The 16,308-nt window shown below is 50.1% G+C and carries 13 protein-coding genes and 1 pseudogene; 6 read left to right on the forward strand and 8 right to left on the reverse strand.

The window, feature by feature from the left end:
• Positions 1-100 precede the first annotated feature (100 nt).
• Together C1N64_RS21750 and C1N64_RS21755 are read right to left on the reverse strand one after the other, a co-directional pair.
• Positions 101-703: pseudogene (locus tag C1N64_RS21750) on the reverse strand (tyrosine-type recombinase/integrase).
• 744 nt (positions 704-1,447) lie between these two features.
• Complete coding sequence (locus C1N64_RS21755; RefSeq protein WP_394515533.1) at positions 1,448-2,224, reverse strand: hypothetical protein; 777 nt, start codon at positions 2,222-2,224, stop codon at positions 1,448-1,450.
• Between the two features lie 569 nt (positions 2,225-2,793).
• Here C1N64_RS21755 and C1N64_RS21760 point away from each other — a divergent pair.
• Positions 2,794-3,300 carry an anti-virulence regulator CigR family protein gene (locus C1N64_RS21760; protein ID WP_394515534.1) on the forward strand — a complete coding sequence of 169 codons (507 nt, stop codon included), beginning with the start codon at positions 2,794-2,796 and terminating at the stop codon, positions 3,298-3,300.
• Positions 3,301-3,746: 446 nt separating this feature from the next.
• Here C1N64_RS21760 and C1N64_RS21765 read toward each other — a convergent pair whose 3' ends face one another.
• Positions 3,747-5,663: a methyl-accepting chemotaxis protein gene (locus C1N64_RS21765; RefSeq protein ID WP_375097313.1), complete on the reverse strand. Its 1,917-nt coding sequence runs from the start codon at positions 5,661-5,663 to the stop codon at positions 3,747-3,749.
• Positions 5,664-6,832: 1,169 nt separating this feature from the next.
• Between C1N64_RS21765 and C1N64_RS21770 the strand changes: the two genes are divergently transcribed.
• The 4 genes from C1N64_RS21770 to arsC all read left to right on the forward strand — a co-directional run bounded on the left by C1N64_RS21770 (position 6,833) and on the right by arsC (position 9,658).
• Positions 6,833-6,976 carry a hypothetical protein gene (locus tag C1N64_RS21770; RefSeq protein ID WP_394515535.1) on the forward strand — a complete coding sequence of 48 codons (144 nt, stop codon included), beginning with the start codon at positions 6,833-6,835 and terminating at the stop codon, positions 6,974-6,976.
• A 476-nt stretch (positions 6,977-7,452) separates the two neighbouring features.
• On the forward strand, positions 7,453-7,806 hold the full coding sequence (locus C1N64_RS21775; RefSeq protein ID WP_394515536.1) for a metalloregulator ArsR/SmtB family transcription factor: 354 nt from the start codon (positions 7,453-7,455) through the stop codon (positions 7,804-7,806).
• 90 nt (positions 7,807-7,896) lie between these two features.
• A complete protein-coding gene (locus C1N64_RS21780; RefSeq protein WP_054634132.1) occupies positions 7,897-9,186 on the forward strand; it encodes an arsenic transporter in 1,290 nt (429 codons plus the stop codon).
• 43 nt (positions 9,187-9,229) lie between these two features.
• Complete coding sequence (gene arsC, locus C1N64_RS21785; RefSeq protein WP_375096462.1) at positions 9,230-9,658, forward strand: glutaredoxin-dependent arsenate reductase; 429 nt, start codon at positions 9,230-9,232, stop codon at positions 9,656-9,658.
• A gap of 66 nt (positions 9,659-9,724) precedes the next feature.
• Here the strand turns inward: arsC and arsH are convergent, their stop codons facing one another.
• Genes arsH through C1N64_RS21805 form a run of 4 tightly spaced genes read right to left on the reverse strand, consistent with a single transcriptional unit; the run spans position 9,725 to position 12,575 of the window.
• Positions 9,725-10,438 (reverse strand): arsenical resistance protein ArsH, encoded by a 714-nt coding sequence (arsH, locus tag C1N64_RS21790; RefSeq protein ID WP_394515537.1) that lies wholly within the window; start codon positions 10,436-10,438, stop codon positions 9,725-9,727.
• Positions 10,439-10,443: 5 nt separating this feature from the next.
• A complete protein-coding gene (locus C1N64_RS21795) occupies positions 10,444-10,776 on the reverse strand; it encodes an ArsR/SmtB family transcription factor (protein WP_033769959.1) in 333 nt (110 codons plus the stop codon).
• Positions 10,777-10,824: 48 nt separating this feature from the next.
• Entirely contained in the window at positions 10,825-12,006 is a 1,182-nt protein-coding gene (locus tag C1N64_RS21800; protein WP_394515575.1) for an MFS transporter, read from the reverse strand.
• Positions 12,007-12,047: 41 nt separating this feature from the next.
• Positions 12,048-12,575 (reverse strand): GNAT family N-acetyltransferase, encoded by a 528-nt coding sequence (locus C1N64_RS21805; protein ID WP_058702411.1) that lies wholly within the window; start codon positions 12,573-12,575, stop codon positions 12,048-12,050.
• A 98-nt stretch (positions 12,576-12,673) separates the two neighbouring features.
• Here C1N64_RS21805 and C1N64_RS21810 point away from each other — a divergent pair, with 98 nt between their 5' ends.
• On the forward strand, positions 12,674-13,585 hold the full coding sequence (locus C1N64_RS21810) for a LysR family transcriptional regulator (protein WP_394515538.1): 912 nt from the start codon (positions 12,674-12,676) through the stop codon (positions 13,583-13,585).
• Between the two features lie 1,120 nt (positions 13,586-14,705).
• Here C1N64_RS21810 and traI read toward each other — a convergent pair.
• Positions 14,706-16,235 carry a TraI/MobA(P) family conjugative relaxase gene (gene traI / locus C1N64_RS21815; RefSeq protein ID WP_394515576.1) on the reverse strand — a complete coding sequence of 510 codons (1,530 nt, stop codon included), beginning with the start codon at positions 16,233-16,235 and terminating at the stop codon, positions 14,706-14,708.
• Between the last annotated feature and the right edge of the window lie 73 nt (positions 16,236-16,308).

Here is a 16,308-nt window from a genome sequence, read left to right on the forward strand (position 1 = left end):
GGCATGAAAGCATATCTAACCGTGCTTTCATTTTTTAATTTGTATATTCCTCAAATGATGTCTCCTTTTGGCACCGGGCTGCTGTTGCAGCCCTCCTAAATCAAACTTCAATAGACTCAGATATCTCCAGGGCATCATCCACTTCAATACCGAGATAACGGACGGTACTTTCGAGATTTTTGTGACCTAAAAGTAGCTAGATCACTCGAAGATTCTTCGTTTTTTTATAGATCAGACATGGCTTGGTTCTTCGCATAGAATGGGTACTGTACAGAGTCTCATCGAGACCCAGCTTATCAATCCATCCATGAAAAATACGGTTATATTGCCTGGTTGAGATATGTCGTGAAGAACCGACGCGGGACTGGAATAGATAGTCGCTACTATGTAGATGAGCCATTTTGATCCAGGCTGCTACAGCCTCTCTTGTTCCTTTAGTAAGTTCAAACTGTACAGGACTTCCAGTTTTTTGCTGCAGCACTGTCGCTCTGCCCGAAACAGAGTGGCCATAGGCTACATCAGAAACTTTTAGCTTTACCAGATCACAGCCCCGAAGTTTACTGTCCAGAGCCATGTTAAACAGAGCTAAATCGCGTACTTTTCCTTCCAGCTCAAGTCTGATACGGATACCCCAGATATGAGAGATCTGAAGAGGCCGTTTCTGGCCAATAATACGGCCCTTGTTCCAGGGGGATGTTGTCATGCTCAATCTCCTTTGGGTTAGGAGATGTGATTATGGTTGTCCCATATGAGCGAAAAGCGGAAATTTATACATTTTCATCAGAACCTAAGTGTATATTATGCGTATTGCTATACTTTAATAACAGATGGAGCACCTTATACTGACTCATACATAATCTGATAGCTTTGGTGATGAAGTGTTATTTCATCACGCAATTTGCATATCAGAACGACCAAGATTATTTAAAATAATTTTAGCTTGTCAAATTACCTTATATCCTCGAAGTATTCTCTGACCAAGTCTTTTTTATTCATGCTTTCATAAACCATAAAAAAAAGTACATTCATGTTTTGGTGTTTATAATTTATAGGGATTTTTGCATTATCTATTTTAAACGTTTTTATTTTATGCTCTCCTTTGACTGCTGGATCATCCAAACGTTTAAAATAAGTGTCCACATCATAAACTATATACTCATGATCAATATGACTAATTACATCGCTTCCATTTATTTTTGTTACTTCTACGTGTACTAAGTTAGTAAAAATATTCAGTTATTTATCATAAAATGTGTCTTCTAGAGTTTCCTCAAAGATTATAGAAAACTTATTTTCTTCTTTCACCACAGCAACCCAAAAATTATCATTTTGGGCATTAATATCATAGAAAAGAGATAGGTCAGGCAGTCTGTCAAAATTGAACGAAAACTTCTGTCCATACATTCTTTCTTCAAGCGAGACAAGTTGATTCTTAACTGAATTAATTTTAAACGAAATATCTTGATATGTAGCCATTTGCAATTAGGTCATTGAATAAATCCATAAGGTTTTTATTCTTACTGTCGATAATAAGATAGGTGCCATTATGATTTTTATCAGAGATGTAAGGAAATACATCCTTGGTAATATATTGATTATCAAAATCAATTTTAAAAAGCCCGTATCTGCATAAATAGTTGTTACCACACAAGTCTTTTATTTTCTCTTTTACTTCATCAGATACCACTAAGGATTTGTAATCAAAATTATTTTTTTCATACTCGCGAATATACTTATCGAGCAATAACTTGCTAATTCTATAATAAATGGCGTTTTCTTGTATATTTTCATAGGAAAGAGCCTTTGCATAAATTAATTTATAAAATATAGATGTTGCCCCTATAAAGTTGAAGCTATCAAATGCTTCTTTTTTATAAATACCAATGAAATCTTCAATGCTATTAATATGGAGAGCAGCGTCTGCATGTTCTATTTCAGGCTTATAAAACAAATATGTGTTTACATATTCCTCGTTGGTGAGAGCGCTATTTTCTAGTTTAATCCTTATATTTTTAATTTTATTCGTGCATTCGAATTTAACTTGATCAATTAAATCACCTTCAATTTCACTGGGGTTTGTTTTTATATATTCAGTAAGTTGTAGGAAGTCACTGTCCTGCAATAATACACACTCTGAACAAAAATCAAAACCAGTAATAGACGTTTGGCGGCCATCAATTAAGGATTTCTTCTTTAACCTCAACGGCTCTAAATAATGCTCCACAGGAAACACCCCCCATAAATTATAGGGTTCACAATATACTTAAGGTTTTCGCTAAAATCAATTGTAGTTAAGTGTCTTATTGAGTGATTAAATTTAAATTGTCTTTCCTTTAATATGACCAAATCGCATAAGATGACATATTAGATCAGGCTGATTATTTATTTTAGATACTCATAGTTATGTGAGTGCTGTCAGCTCTTGGCACAGAGCGGACAGGCTGACTGAGTTGAAGGTCCGCTATGAGCGTTAAGCAGTCACTGGAACAGCCAACTAATAATCGCTGATTATCGCCATTGCTTTTCCCTGCATCTACAGCCAGGAAATTCCGCATCACATAATGAACAAACGAAATTACCTTTCCGGAAATACTTCATCTGAAATGACTTAAATGCGACTTTCTTTCACCAGTAAGCCGCAAGACCATTCATTTATTAATCTACTGCCGTACCACTAACATTTTTTTGCTCAATCCATTAAGAGGCTTTGATTTCAGACGTGATGAGATGGTGAAGATTGCAGCCTCGTCCTATATTTCGATGAAGTGATGAATACCTTTGAGGAAATCTTTCATGCTTGCACAACGCACTTTTAAAGCAGCCTTAGCGCTGGTAATAGGTTTCGCCGTTTTTGCTGCACCTGTTTATGCAAATCCCGGCAATGGCAATGGCAATGGCAATGGCAATGGCAATGGCAATGGCAATGGCAGTCACGGTAATAACGGCGCGCACGGAAACAAAGGGCAGGGTTACACACAGTCGAAGAACGAACATGGATATCGTAAGAATGGCAGACAACCCGATCATGTTGAATCTGACATCAACTTTTCCCGTGCACGTGCCCTTGCCATCAAATATGGCCTGGTAGGCTATCAGTCCCTGCCGCCGGGAATCGCTAAAAAAGTTGCGCGTGGTAAACCATTGCCACCGGGTATCGCCAGGAAAAATTTACCAGCATCAATGATAAATGCACTGCCTCATTACCCGGGCTATGAGTGGCGTGCCGTGGGCGATGATTTAGTGCTTATTACGTTAAGCACTGCGGTTGTGACCGCCGTGATTAAGGGTGTGTTCAACTAATCACTGTTCTGCGGCCCGGCTGAAATCAGCCAGAGCCTCAGTTCAGTGATGCATAAGCTAATAACCTGTTCCCTAAAATAAGTTGCATACAAATCAGGTGGTATGTGCTTCCGGCATAAACCGGACGTGAGCGCAGAAAGTTTACGTCCGCTAATCCTGCAAGCCTGTTTTGGTACTGACGGGCTCACTGAGAAGAATGAGGGCACTTATTATCTCGTTTTGCCTTACAGGGTCAGGATCTTCCCTGAACAGCAGACTCAACCTGGCAATGACTTTCGTCCGGCTGACTGATTCAGCATCATAAAAAAGGGCTTCCACCGCTTTACCAATATAAACATGCGGTAGATTGCCACAGTTTCCATCACACATTAACTACCTCACCGCGCACTGAAGGATACAGCCAGATGAGGTTGTGGTTCAGCCCGGCTCTGGCTGCAGGATGGTTATCAGAACGTTTCCCAGTTTGCTTCCGGCGTTCTGACGGCTGGCAGAGGCTTTAACACGGGCGTGGCCACCTTAGCCCCCGGCGTCAACAGTCCGGAAGAAGGCACACGGAAAACGGCAACCGTTTTTTCAAGCTCAAGCGCCTGTTCCTCGAGACTGCTGGCCGCTGCGGATGACTCTTCAACCAGCGCAGCGTTCTGCTGGGTTGTGGTATCCATCTCCGTCATGGCCTGCGCTATCTGGGTAATTCCGCGGTTCTGTTCGTCAGACGCAGCGGCAATTTCGCCCATTATGTCCCTGACCTGCGTCACAGACTTGACGATATCCTCCATCGTTACGCCGGCACGGTTAACCAGTTCAGTCCCGTTACTCACCCGGTCCAGGGACTCACTTATCAGCGCCTCGATTTCTTTCGCAGCAAGCGAACTGCGCTGCGCAAGATTGCGGACTTCACCGGCAACGACCGCGAATCCCCGTCCCTGCTCTCCTGCCCTTGCCGCCTCGACCGCGGCATTGAGCGCCAGGATATTCGTCTGGAAAGCGATGCCGTTAATGACGGAGATGATTTCACCGATTTTACCTGAGCTCTGACTTATTCCGCCCATAGTGCTGATCACGTCACTGATGATTTCCCCGCCGCGGCTGGCATTGTGTGACGCCTCGGTGGCCAGCTGGCTGGCGTGATGAGCATTCTCCGCATTCTGCTTAACGGTGGACGTCAGTTCTTCCATACTGGCAGCGGTTTCAACCACCGCAGCTGACTGCTGCTCTGTGCGTGAGGACAGGTCAGTGTTGCCGGCCGCAATTTCAGATGAGGCGCGGGCAACGTTATTCACGCCGTCCCTTACCCGGGAGATGATGTTACGCAGGCTCTGGTTCATCGCGCCCACGGCAGACATCAGCTCGCCGAGCTCATCGGTACGGGAGGTGGTGATTTCGGAGGTCAGGTCACCTTCAGCAATGCGCTGTGCAGACGAAAGGGTTTCTCTCAGCGGGACGGTGATGCTCCGCGTCATCCGCCAGGCAATCAGAAGGCTGAGAATGATACAGGCAAGGGTTGCAAAGCCAATCTGCCAGAATGCGGTTTGGATAGACTTCGCAGCCAGCTCTGACTGAAAGAACGCAAGGTCCGTTATGGACTGGTTCAGCTTGCCTGCCGCTTCGGTCATTTCAGCTGAGGCCAGGCTTTCAGCCCTCACTGAAAGGAGGTAATTATTTAACTTTGCGGAGCCCGAACTCATTTTCTGCTCAAGGTCCGCCAGTACTGCAGCCAGTGCGCTTTCAGAAATGCCTCTGAGCGGGTTCAGAAGCGGAGAAATTGTGTCACTCACCCCCCTGAATTTATCGAGCGTAGAAGCCTCTGGTTGTCTGATAAATTCCTGGACATAAAATGCCGCCTGCTCTGTTTTGAAACTGACAGAAAGCAGGGAAGCAACAATATCAGCAGGAACGGAAGTCTGGCGGGCGGCCAGTTTTTCAGCCAGTGAGGCCAGACCCAGCGTATGTACTTCACTCAGCGCCAGCGCAGCCCTGTCACTGCTTTCAAGAAAGGCCTGACGCTTTCCCTGATACTGCGTCAGAATCGTGCTCAGGAGAGAAAGCCTCTCCCCCCCTTCGGCCGACCACGCATATTTACTGAGGCTGGTCCGTAAACCAAAAAGCTGATTCATCGCCTCGCCGTTAAGGTCGATAAATTTTTTCTCGCGGGTGTACTGAAAAAGCGTGCGGTTAAGCCTGGCTTTTGCCAGCGTGTCCAGCATCTGAACGGTGACGTCACGCTTGTCCGAGTTTTCCTGAATGCTTAAAAAGCAGCGAAGCGCCAGCGCCGATATGATAACAGAGGCAAGTATGACCAGCGTAAAGCCCAGCCCCAGTTTACCGCCTATTTTTAAGCTCGTAACTTTTTTTATAATATTCATTTAATTCACCCCAGTATTGAATAATGCCCTGAGCCATATATCACCTCAGGGTTCAACTGTTTATCGGCCAAAAAGATGTAATCGTTATGCCTGTTTTGGTCGTCAGTATAAAAATAATGACTTTTATTGACGTAAGTCACTTAACGGCCCCTTTCTCTTTAATGCCTGAGGATAATGGGGTGAATTATTCTTAAGGTAATCGTCTGGCACCTAACCTTTTTTTAGGCGATGTGGTATTCATAAATTATCCTGAATTATTTTTAACTCAATTTCAGTAAACTTAACTCAACCGGTAGAGACGTGAAGGCCTGTCAGGTCAGCGGCAGACAATTATATAAACATGCAGGTATGGCATTCTGCAGCAGCATACGTCAGTAAAAATTCAGAACTGAGTCGCATCTTTATGCAGCAAGAGATAAATCATTATTCACTTTCGAAAAACTGTCGTTCCGGCGTGAAATTTTTTGCGGGACGGGTAAGGATGCTGCTGTCGGATTACCATCTGCCGCCTCGCTTGTGAAATATTTTTTCAGAACATAATTTTGGAGTGCAGTTGCCTGCTGGCTCCTGCCGCTAAAGAAGCCTGGAGCCGTGTATTTGGTTCGACCCCGCTCTGAGGCGAGGGGCTCTTTTTTCACTGACCGGATTTTCGTTATGAGCATTTTATGAAGTCGCTTACGGAGCACCACTCAACCCCGGGAAAAACGCCTTCGCATCCATTATCCCGCATTTAATAACCGGATGAATTAATAAACCCGGAGGCTTCAGTAAAACATGCCCGCAAGTTTTCTTCATTTAAAAGGCATTAACCTTTCGCTGTGACAGTTTAAAACTCCGGGTTTACTTTAAAGAAATAAATAGCCATGACGATAACCTGTAACAGACAGCCCCTTAACCATAAAGGTGATAATAATAAAAGAGCAACACAGAACCATTGATACGGGGCCACCCTGCCCCTTTTTTAAAGTATTTCATTTCTTCTCTCTCAGAAAACATTTATTTCATACGCTTTAATAACAGCATGTAGCGAAAGGCATGCTGCAGATCAAATCGCTTTTTTCGACGAAAGTTTTTTGAGCATACACAGCCAATTGTTGTCCGACAGTCAACACCTCCGTAATCATCACAGTGAGTGATGATTTTGCAAAATCCAGACTGAGGAAATAACTGTGTCACAACGAGATGAAGGCAGGGCACGCGTCACTATCAGAGAAGCCGCACTGCATTTTGTTCTGGCAGAAAAGGACATAAATATTCATTCCCTTCTGGATGAACCCGGGCTTAAGGCAACAGGCAACAGGCAACTGCCGTGACGAAAGCCTGAGTAAAATCGCAGAAGCCATAGCGTGGCTGGGAGAGTTTATTCCTTCCGGCCTTTCGGCAAGGCCCGAACCTTACCTATACATCCTCACAGGACTGAGTGAGTAAAGGCTCTTTTAAAAAAAGCAAAATCAGGTTCTGATAAGAAGATGACAGGCGAAATCACCTCACCGGGCTCAGGCGGCTCTATCCCCGATCGTGATAAAAAATTAATACAGTTGACCAGCCCCGCCTTTTAAGGGGCTCGGTTTTAGCAACGTCCGCTTCTGGCACAAGGTGGACGAACGGCGCTAAAGGTCCGCTATGAGTGAAAAGCGGACCTTGAACGATTACAACTTATTTATCGACGTACTCTATATCTGACCTGCAAGATAAAAAACCACCAAAAATATATGTTTTACCGAATGTATAGTTGCTCGCTACACCCTACTTAGCGATACTGCTCACTGTTTGTTAAACAGGAGTTGTAATGCTTCAGCTTAATCCTCTACAGCTTTTCAAAACGCTTTCTGACGAAACACGGCTCAGTCTGGTGCTGTTGCTGCAGGAAAAGGGAGAACTTTGCGTCTGCGAACTCACATCTACTCTCAGAGAATCTCAGCCCAAAATTTCTCGTCATCTTGCATTACTTCGGGACGCCGGTCTGCTTATCGACAGGCGTGATGGCAAGTGGATTCATTACCGGCTGTCACCTCATATGCCCGCTTGGGCGGCAGCTGTAATTGAACAGGCTTATCTGTGCCAGCGGGATGACATCCTGCAGCTCAGCCAGCAGGCTGAGCGGGACAATGTAACCACCAACGGCAAGCCAATCTGCATTTAAATTTTTTAATTATTCATATGCGTTTTAACGTATGTGTATCTTTAAGTTCTCTGCGCCAGGTCTGACAGGTGCAGTATTAAAGGAGAGTATATGTTTCTGGCGGGTGCGATTTTTGTTCTGACGCTGGTACTGGTTATCTGGCAGCCGAAAGGACTGAGTATTGGCTGGAGTGCCGTTATCGGGGCCGCTCTGGCGCTACTGACCGGCGTGGTGCATATCGGTGATATTCCTGCGGTATGGCAGATTGTCTGGAATGCGACGGCCACGTTTATCGCGGTCATCATCATCAGCCTGCTGTTAGATGAGTCCGGCTTTTTTGAGTGGGCAGCACTCCATGTTTCCCGCTGGGGAGGCGGCAGAGGAAGGCTGCTGTTCACCTATATTATTTTGCTGGGCGCGGCAGTGGCATCGCTGTTCGCCAATGACGGCGCGGCGCTTATCCTGACGCCAATCGTTATTGCCATGCTCCTGGCGCTGGGCTTCAGTCCGGCTGCCACGCTGGCATTTGTAATGGCAGCGGGCTTTATCGCGGACACTTCCAGCCTGCCGCTGATCGTGTCGAACCTGGTCAACATCGTCACGGCGGACTTCTTTAAGCTGGGCTTCAGTGAGTATGCTTCCGTCATGGTGCCGGTGAATATTGCTTCCGTGGTGGCTACCCTGGTGATGCTGCATCTGTTTTTCCGCAAAGAGATCCCGGCAACCTATGACCTGGCGAAGCTGAAAGCGCCAGCGGAAGCTATACGCGACATGCGCACCTTTCGGGCCGGATGGTTTATTTTACTTCTGCTGCTGGTCGGATTTTTCGGCCTTGAGCCCCTTGGAGTACCGGTCAGCCTGGTAGCAGCGGTTGGGGCGTTTGTTCTCTGGCTGGTTGCCCAAAAAGGACAGGTTATCGACACCCGCAAGGTGCTGAAAGGTGCGCCCTGGCAGATAGTCATTTTCTCGCTGGGCATGTACCTCGTGGTATATGGCCTGCGTAACGCCGGCCTGACAGATTACCTCTCTGCTGCTTTGAACCGTTTTGCTGAGCACGGCGTCTGGGGCGCCACACTTGGCACCGGCTTCCTGACTGCGGCACTCTCTTCCGTAATGAACAACATGCCTACCGTGCTGATTGGCGCGCTTTCGATTGACGGCAGCACGGCTCTGGGCGTGGTGAAAGAGGCAATGGTATACGCCAACATCATCGGCTGCGATCTCGGCCCGAAAATCACACCCATCGGCAGCCTGGCGACACTGCTGTGGCTGCATGTGCTGGCTCAGAAAAACATCACCATCAGCTGGGGCTACTACTTCCGCGTGGGCATTGTGATGACCCTGCCGGTACTTTTTGTGACGCTGGCGGCGCTGGCCCTGCGCCTGTCTTTTCAACCTTAACCCCGGGGCTGCGTCTGTGCAGCTCCTTAACGGAGTACCGTTTATGACTGATATCACTATTTATCACAATCCGGCCTGCGGAACGTCCCGTAATACTCTGGCGCTTATCCGTAACAGTGGCGTGGAGCCAACAGTGATTTTGTATCTGGAGATGCCACCATCCCGCGACGAGCTTAAAAAGCTGATAGCTGATATGGGTGTTAGCGCACGCGCCCTGCTGCGCAAAAATACAGAGCCGTATGAGCAGCTGGAGCTGGCAGAAGACCGGTTCAACGATGATGAACTGCTGAATGCGATGCTGGCTCACCCTATCCTCATCAACCGCCCCGTGGTTGTGACGCCGCTCGGCACAAGACTCTGTCGTCCGTCTGAAGCGGTTCTGGACATTCTGCCTGACCCGCAGCAGGGAGCATTTACGAAAGAGGACGGCGAAAAAGTCATTGATGAACACGGAAACCGGATCAGCCACTGATTTTTTCAGTGTGCTGCCGGCAGGAAGGGAGACGCAAAAACAGAAGCCGGCAGATGCCGGCTTTTTTCATATACTGCGCTGATTAACCCGCTCAGAGAGCTGCGCGGCACTTTCTTTCCTTTCGCTGTAGCGATCGGTCAGGTACTCACTGCGCCCGCGCGTCAACAGAGTGAACTTCATCAGCTCCTCCATTACGTCCACGATGCGATCGTAGTAAGGCGAAGGCTTCATGCGACCATCTTCATCAAATTCAGCCCAGGCTTTTGCCACGGATGACTGATTCGGGATAGTAATCATACGCATCCAGCGCCCCAGAATGCGCATCTGATTAACTGCGTTGAAAGACTGCGAGCCGCCGCTGACCTGCATGACGGCCAGGGTTTTTCCCTGCGACGGGCGAACCGCACCTGACGTCAGCGGTATCCAGTCAATCTGCGCCTTCATGATGCCGGTCATAGCGCCGTGACGCTCCGGGGAGCACCAGATCATGCCTTCCGACCAGAGAACCAGTTCGCGCAGTTCCACAACTTTGGGATGCGTTTCAGGGGCATCATCAGGCAGCGGCAGACCGGACGGATTAAAAATTTTGACCTCTGCACCCATTGCCGTCAGCAGCCGGGCGGCTTCTTCCGTCGTCAGCCGGCTATAAGATCGTTCCCGCAGCGAGCCGTAGAGCATCAGAATGCGGGGCGGGTGCGCCACTTCTGCAGCCCTCAGCTTATCTTCCGTCAGCGGCACGTCCAGGAGTGAAGTATCAACATTTTTCAGGGTATCGTTCATGTCATTCACAATGAGGTCTCTTCGTGAGTCGTCGCGGGTGACAGGCTGCAGCTACTGCCTGCGCAGCATTCTTCTGTAAGAAAGGCCATCAGTTGTTCAAGCTGCGTATAGCAAGGTCTGCAAAACAAGGTACGGCTCTGCCGTTCCTGGCTGATCAGGCCCGCGGACATCAGCGCCGAAATATGATGACTGAGCGTGGAGGGCGGAATACCGAGGCGCTTCTGCAGAACACCGACTGGCAGGCCGTCATGACCCGCTCTCACCAGCTCCCGGTATACGCTAAGACGGGTCGGGTGCCCCAGCTCCCGAAGCGCATTTGCTGCTGTTTTTAAATCCATACGCCCTCCTTGAACTATATTTCCAGAATAATAGAAATATAATCAGCTTCAAATATTTTTCCCCGGAATGGATGGCTCGCCCTTATCCCGGTTTGGTCCAACAGAGGAAGGATGACGACGCCAGATCACTATGGAAATCGCCGTGATGAACAGGGTAAGGATGGCAGATAAAAGCAGCGTGCCGGGTGTGCCGTATTGCTCCAGCAGTATGGCGTAAACTGACGGCGCGAGCGCCGCGAGCAAAAAAGCGGGTGACAGCAGTAAGCCTGTTTTACGGGCATACTGCTGCGGATCAAACAGCACAAGAGGCAGGACGGCCTTAATGATCGTACTCAGTCCGTTTACAGCCCCGTAACTCAGAATAAAGATGGCTGTAGCCACCGGGGTAACATTCCCTGCAAGGCCAACCAGAAAGCATAATGGCAGAATAATGCCGGTAAACAGGCTCAGACGGATCGCTGAAGTACGTGCACCGGAAGCCACGTCCAGCAGTCTGGCGCTCACCTGTCCCACCCCCCACAACATACCCGCTACGGCGGGCATACCATAAGCGGCCAGTATCTGAGGAAAATGAGCGGACACGCCGGTGGAAACAAAGCTTATCAGCGCTTTCAGCGTGGCGTACCACAGGCCGCTGATAAAGGCTTTCCGGTCTTCTGCTGGTCCGATCGCCTGAAGAGCGGGCTGCCCGACAACGGGAGGTTGACGCCGATAACCTGCCGGAACGGTGGTCAAAAAAAGCAGGCTGACAATGCCTGCACAGCCGTAAACGATAATGGCATGCCGCCAGTCGGTAAAGTGCAGTAGCGCAGCGCCAGCAGGCCAGAACGCGACTGACGCGAGACCACCCAGCAGTGTGACCAGGGTGATTGCCCGACGGGCCTCTGCGCCTGCAATTTCTACAAGCAGCGCAAATGCGGCATCATACAGGGCAAGTCGCATGCCAGCTCCCATCAGGAGCCAGACGGCAACCCACGATGTTGTTGAATGGGTAAAAGCCATCAGAAAACAACCGAGGACTATGACGAAGGTTCCCACTATCATCACCGTACGCCCGCCGGTACGTGCTATAAGGGGGCCGGTAAGTGGCGAGACAAGCCCCATAACAAGCATGGCAATAGTCAGCCCGGAGAATGTCACAACTGGTGACCGGCCTGTCTCCGACATGATGGCGGTCCCGAAGACCCCCGGCATATAGAATGTGATACCCCAGTTGATTAGCTGCGTCATGCCAATGCAGAAAATGGTGCGGCCTGTCAGATGCCCGTCAGTCAACCCGTGCTCTCCGGAAATGTGGCGTCGCCCTGCCCGAGCGTACGCTGCATGATGACCGTATCAAGCCAGCGTCCGTGCTTGAAGCCCACAGATCTGAGCGTTCCTGTAATGCTGAAGCCTGCCGCGCGATGCAGGGCAAGAGAGGCGCTATTTTCGCTATTTCCAACTACGGCCACGAGCTGGCGAAAGCTACGGTCCTCTGCCCATGTGACCGCACTCAATAACAACTTTTTTCCGATCCCCTGGCCCTGAAAGTTGGGGGCAATATATACAGAATTCTCCAGGGTGAATCTGTAGGCACACCGTTCCCGGTAGAGTGACAGGTAGCAGTATCCGCGGACATTGCCGTCCTCAACAGCCACAAACCAAGGCAGTCCTGCTGCACGCACCTTTTTCAGGCGGGCTGTCATTTCAGCCGGATCCGGCGGTTCAGTTTCAAAAGTGGCGGTGCCATGCAATACGTGATAAGCATAAATCTGCTGGATGGCAGGAATATGTCGTTCATCTGCTTCGGTTATTTCCATCGGTACGGCTCCTTCTGCGGTCATAAGCAGAGACTAACCGGAATGAATAATTTCAGACAGGCAGCAGGACTTATCAGCGGTATAAGGAAAATTTTGGCATGGCAAACCTGAACCTCGATCACCTGGCTACTTTCAGACTGGTCGTCAGCCGGGGCAGTTTCTCCGGAGCGGCTGAAGCACTTGGTCTGTCGCAGCCGGCAGTGAGCCTGCATATAAGACAACTGGAGCAGGCGCTTCAGGTCCGGCTTATTGAGCGAACCAGCCGGGGAGTAAGGCCCACGCCAGCCGGGCTGACTCTCGTTGAGCACAGCATGAAAATTGATGCAGTGGTAAGTACAGCAGTTGAATCGGTGTGCCAGCATTCTGATGAGATAACCGGCACTGTTACTGTTGGCACAGGCGCAACGGCCTGTATTCATTTACTTCCCTCCTTACTACAGCAACTGCGGCAGGCCCATCCCCTGCTGAAGGTGGACGTACGCACAGGTAACACTTCCGATATAGTGCGGGGCGTGGAGGAAAATCGTATAGATATTGGCCTGGTGACTCTGCCAGCTGCAGGTAAAAACCTGAGCATCATCCCGCTGGGTACGGATGAGTTTGTTGTCATCATGGAAAAGGATGCATCAGAGCCGAGTGCGAAAATATGGAATCCGGGCGCTTTGCTGCCGCTGCCGCTGCCGCTGATTATCTTTGAACCGGGAAGCGGGACACGCGCCCTGATTGACCAGTGGTTCCGGGAGACGGGACATATTGCCTGCCCGGTCATGGAGCTTGGCAGTATCGAAGCTATTAAAAGAATGGTCCGTGCCGGTCTTGGCTACAGCATTGTTCCCAGAATGTCCGTTGCATGCATTGAGGAAAGATCGGGGCTCGATCTTTACTCTGTGATGCCCTCTTTTCACCGGACTCTCGGGACAGTCATGCGGGAAGACCGGATTGTAAGCAGAGGTATCAATGAAGTGCTGAAAAACCTAAACAGCAGTTTTGCAAAAAACGAAATCAGATAAATATTCTTCGATATCTAAACCGGACAGGTCTACTCTCTCCGGCGAAGTATCACTACAGCTTTTACCAGCTACCAATGTCCGCTTTTGGCACAAAGCGGACGTTTAAATCTGAGTTAACCCCGGCAGTGATAGCCGTATTCAGAATGCCGCTTCAGCGGCATGAAGGCGCCAGATGAAGTAAAAGATGGCACAGAAGCTGAACGGCGCCGTACGCCCGGCGTAGCCGGTTACAGACGTATAATTCGTGCTATACCCTACCTTTCCCTGAACAGCCCTGCGGGTTTTCAGCAGTGAAGAAGCTTATGTAACCCCTTTTAACCCCGGTGAGCGGTCTTCACGGCGCCTGCGACGTGAAGGGCGTGATTTCCGCGGCCTTGGCGTCGGCAGCCTGCTGCTGACGCTTAGGGGGGTGATCATCAAAAATTTCAGCGACGGATGCGGAACTTAACACGGTAGCTGTTTAGCCATACCCGCTTACCGCAGCACGAAAGCCACTGTACGCCGTCGGAGTGGTCACGACAAGGCGCAGCCGCAGTCGGGGCGTATCTCCGCGTTAGCGGGCCGTAAGGGCCGCTTACGGGCGTGTTCACTGTACCCTGCAGCGACACGACTTACAGCAATGCAATAGTCTGTATTTACATCATCCATTAGAAGCCACTCCAGTTCCGGCCCCTGGGCCGGGGCGGGGGCGGCTTTTTATGGGGGAGAAGGGCGATGGGTTATCAGGTACAGCTCCCTGCCCTTATTAAAGTGAATAAATGTATGATGTAACTAAAATGGTTTTTGCCCGCCTCTGGCGGGTGCGACCTCAGGCCGCGTAGCGGACTCATCGAACCGGCGCGGACGCAGTCCGCTGTAAGGTCGTTCGCTTATGGAAACTGTCCACAGGACAGGTGACGTTTAGGTCAGTCATTTAAAGTAAAGTCTTTACTGTTTTTTAAAAGAGAGAAGATCAGAAGTTTAAAAGGATCATAGCGGTTTAGGAAAAGTTCGCTTGTCAGCTACTGCAGCCCCCGAATGTAACTCATGGGAATTAACCTCTGTCAGTTAATGGGAATAACTCAGCGCTTACGTGCTGAAAGAAGCATTCCGGTGTTAACCGGCGCCGGTGATGTGGCAATTAGGGCCGCGGGAGTTTCCCGTCAGGGCGAATTATTTCATCGTTTTGTGGCCTCGCCTGCTCAATCTGAACTGCAGGCTGCCCGAGGGCCTGGCCTTGTTTGCGCTGCAACGACTCCGTGACTGAAACGCTTTTCTGCTGTTGACTGTCTCTGACGGTGAAACGCCGGCCGTCATTGTCCTGCAGATTATGCATCGAACCGGAATACAGCACTCTCCTGACCGCGTCAGCATTGCCTTTCACAAACTGGGCACCTTCACTTCTCCAGGCTGTCAGGGCAGCAGCAAGATCGTTATTGAAACGCTCAGACCGGGCATCAGAGGAGGTATACACCTCTACCCTGTTTCCAAAATCCGTGACAGCGGGCTGACCGTTTCTGAGGTAGGTAACGGAACCGTCGCGGCGCAGCTGCGTGTCATGCTCACTGGAGCGGAAAATCGGCGCGTCATCACCATGAGCGCAGACAATGACGGCTCCGGGAGTGGGACTGTTCTTCTCACTCTGACGGGCTTTGCGTTTTTCACGATAGGCCCAGCCGCGCATCTGGCTGAGTGCGGCAATGTCACCGTTTACCGCTTCACGCTCCACCCACTGTTTCCATGACAGTGGCCTGAACATGCCGGTTTCCGCCAGCACCTGGCGTTCCTCACGCAGTTGCAGGCGGAGAGTGGCCATGGCTTTCATCTTTTCAAACTCGGCCATGCGGTACATCAGCTTGCGCAGCAGCGGGTCACGGACCGTTTTACGGACATGTGCTTTCATGGCCACACAGTGTGAGTGGATCTGACGGAACCGCTCACGCGCCCTCAGGTCCGGTTTTTCCCAGCCCTCACGGTAGGCGTCAAAACGGGCGCGCAGAATTTCTCTGGCCACCGCCCTCGCCTCCCGACGCTCCTGACGCAAATCCTGATCGCGGACGTGAAGCTGGGGATTGTAGTGACTCAGGATACCGGTGATGCCATCCTGCGGACGCTCCGGATCAAATGCTGGCGGTGCAGGAGAGAATTCACCACACTTCGCCTCCATGGCCGGCAGACTGATGGCCGGATGTATGTCAGACGCTTTTACGCTCACACCGTCAGGCTGAAGCAGATCATAAACAGCCAGTCCGCCGCTCTGCTCACGCAGACCGAGACCGCGGGTATGCAGCATGGTGTGCAGCCATGGCCAGTCAAGCCGGTCATCCTGCTGTGCCTTGCTGATGACGTCGCGCACTTCACGCACGGCGTACCCGTGAAGACTTTCACGGTCGGAAAAAATCTCACGGCGCGCTGCACCACGCGGCGCGGCGGGCATGTCCCGTGGGGTACGGTGCAGGTCACCAAACTCATCCATATGCCAGCTGCCGTTGTCGACCTTAAAGCCTAAATCACGCTCCATTACGCGACAGCATTTCTGCAGCGTGTCCGCATCGTTCCACATGTTCTGCGCCCTGAACGTTTCCGGATGAACGCGGTTACCGAGCAGGATCTGGTGCCGGAAGCTTATGGTGGCAGCGTCCGCGACGCGTAAAAGGCCGGGAATACGCATCACCTTTACAGCCGCTTTTGTTTAGCAAACAGCGCGCCGATAACATGCCAGAGCGCATGGCTTTCGGCGCGCA

The organism is Pantoea sp. SGAir0215, from assembly GCF_043543215.1.

What these genes read in the sequence shown, in the direction of transcription:
- C1N64_RS21800 (WP_394515575.1), bottom strand. Translation starts at nt 12,006, where the DNA reads ATGACGCAGCTAATCAACTGGGGTATCACATTCTATATGCCGGGGGTC.
- C1N64_RS21810 (WP_394515538.1), top strand. Translation starts at nt 12,674, where the DNA reads ATGGCAAACCTGAACCTCGATCACCTGGCTACTTTCAGACTGGTCGTC.
- C1N64_RS21780 (WP_054634132.1), top strand. Translation starts at nt 7,897, where the DNA reads ATGTTTCTGGCGGGTGCGATTTTTGTTCTGACGCTGGTACTGGTTATC.
- C1N64_RS21805 (WP_058702411.1), bottom strand. Translation starts at nt 12,575, where the DNA reads ATGGAAATAACCGAAGCAGATGAACGACATATTCCTGCCATCCAGCAG.
- C1N64_RS21765 (WP_375097313.1), bottom strand. Translation starts at nt 5,663, where the DNA reads ATGAATATTATAAAAAAAGTTACGAGCTTAAAAATAGGCGGTAAACTG.
- traI (WP_394515576.1), bottom strand. Translation starts at nt 16,235, where the DNA reads ATGCGTATTCCCGGCCTTTTACGCGTCGCGGACGCTGCCACCATAAGC.
- C1N64_RS21760 (WP_394515534.1), top strand. Translation starts at nt 2,794, where the DNA reads ATGCTTGCACAACGCACTTTTAAAGCAGCCTTAGCGCTGGTAATAGGT.
- C1N64_RS21775 (WP_394515536.1), top strand. Translation starts at nt 7,453, where the DNA reads ATGCTTCAGCTTAATCCTCTACAGCTTTTCAAAACGCTTTCTGACGAA.
- C1N64_RS21795 (WP_033769959.1), bottom strand. Translation starts at nt 10,776, where the DNA reads ATGGATTTAAAAACAGCAGCAAATGCGCTTCGGGAGCTGGGGCACCCG.
- arsH (WP_394515537.1), bottom strand. Translation starts at nt 10,438, where the DNA reads ATGAACGATACCCTGAAAAATGTTGATACTTCACTCCTGGACGTGCCG.
- arsC (WP_375096462.1), top strand. Translation starts at nt 9,230, where the DNA reads ATGACTGATATCACTATTTATCACAATCCGGCCTGCGGAACGTCCCGT.